1 protein-coding gene is annotated in these 836 nt (G+C 63.0%); it reads left to right on the top strand.

What is annotated here, in order from left to right; all coding sequences use genetic code 11:
• A partial coding sequence (locus tag NNI01S_RS32995) for an NAD-glutamate dehydrogenase domain-containing protein (protein WP_174554557.1) occupies window positions 1-836 on the top strand: 836 nt, incomplete at both ends.

Below are 836 nucleotides of genomic sequence, written 5' to 3'. Positions count from 1 at the left end.
ATCGCCGAGTTGCCGAAGCCGAAGCCGCAGTTCGAGATCTTCGTGTATTCGCCGCGGGTGGAGGGTGTGCATCTGCGCTTCGGTTCGGTGGCGCGGGGTGGGTTGCGGTGGTCGGATCGGTTGGAGGATTTCCGTACCGAGATCTTGGGTTTGGTGAAGGCGCAGGCGGTGAAGAACGCGGTGATCGTGCCGGTGGGCGCCAAGGGTGGTTTCGTGGTCAAGCAGCCGCCCGCGGCTACGGGTGACCCGGTGGCGGACCGGCAGGCCTTGGGCGCGGAGGGTGTGGCCTGCTATCGGACGTTCATCTCCGGTCTGCTGGATGTCACCGACAACGTGGACCGGGCGAGCGGGCAGGTGCTGCCCCCTGCTCGGGTCGTGCGCCGTGATGGTGACGACACGTATTTGGTGGTTGCTGCTGACAAGGGCACCGCGACGTTCTCCGATATCGCCAACGATGTGGCGCAGAGCTATGGTTTCTGGTTGGGTGACGCGTTCGCTTCCGGTGGTTCGGCGGGTTATGACCACAAGGCGATGGGCATTACCGCCAAGGGTGCGTGGGAGAGTGTGAAGCGGCACTTCCGGGAGATGGAGATCGATACTCAGGCGCAGGATTTCACTGTGGTGGGTGTGGGTGATATGAGTGGTGATGTGTTCGGCAACGGGATGTTGTTGTCGGAGCACATTCGTTTGGTGGCCGCGTTCGACCACCGGCATATCTTCTTGGATCCTGATCCGGATGCGGCGCGTTCGTATCGGGAGCGGCAGCGGATGTTCGCGTTGCCGAGGTCGTCGTGGGCGGATTACGACACTTCGTTGATCAGCCCCGGCGGCGGCGT

The organism is Nocardia niwae NBRC 108934 = DSM 45340 (genome assembly GCF_001613465.1).
Lineage (GTDB): Bacteria > Actinomycetota > Actinomycetes > Mycobacteriales > Mycobacteriaceae > Nocardia > Nocardia niwae.
The sequence above is the reverse complement of the archived record's forward strand: the minus strand, read 5'-3'. Positions and strand labels throughout refer to the sequence as shown.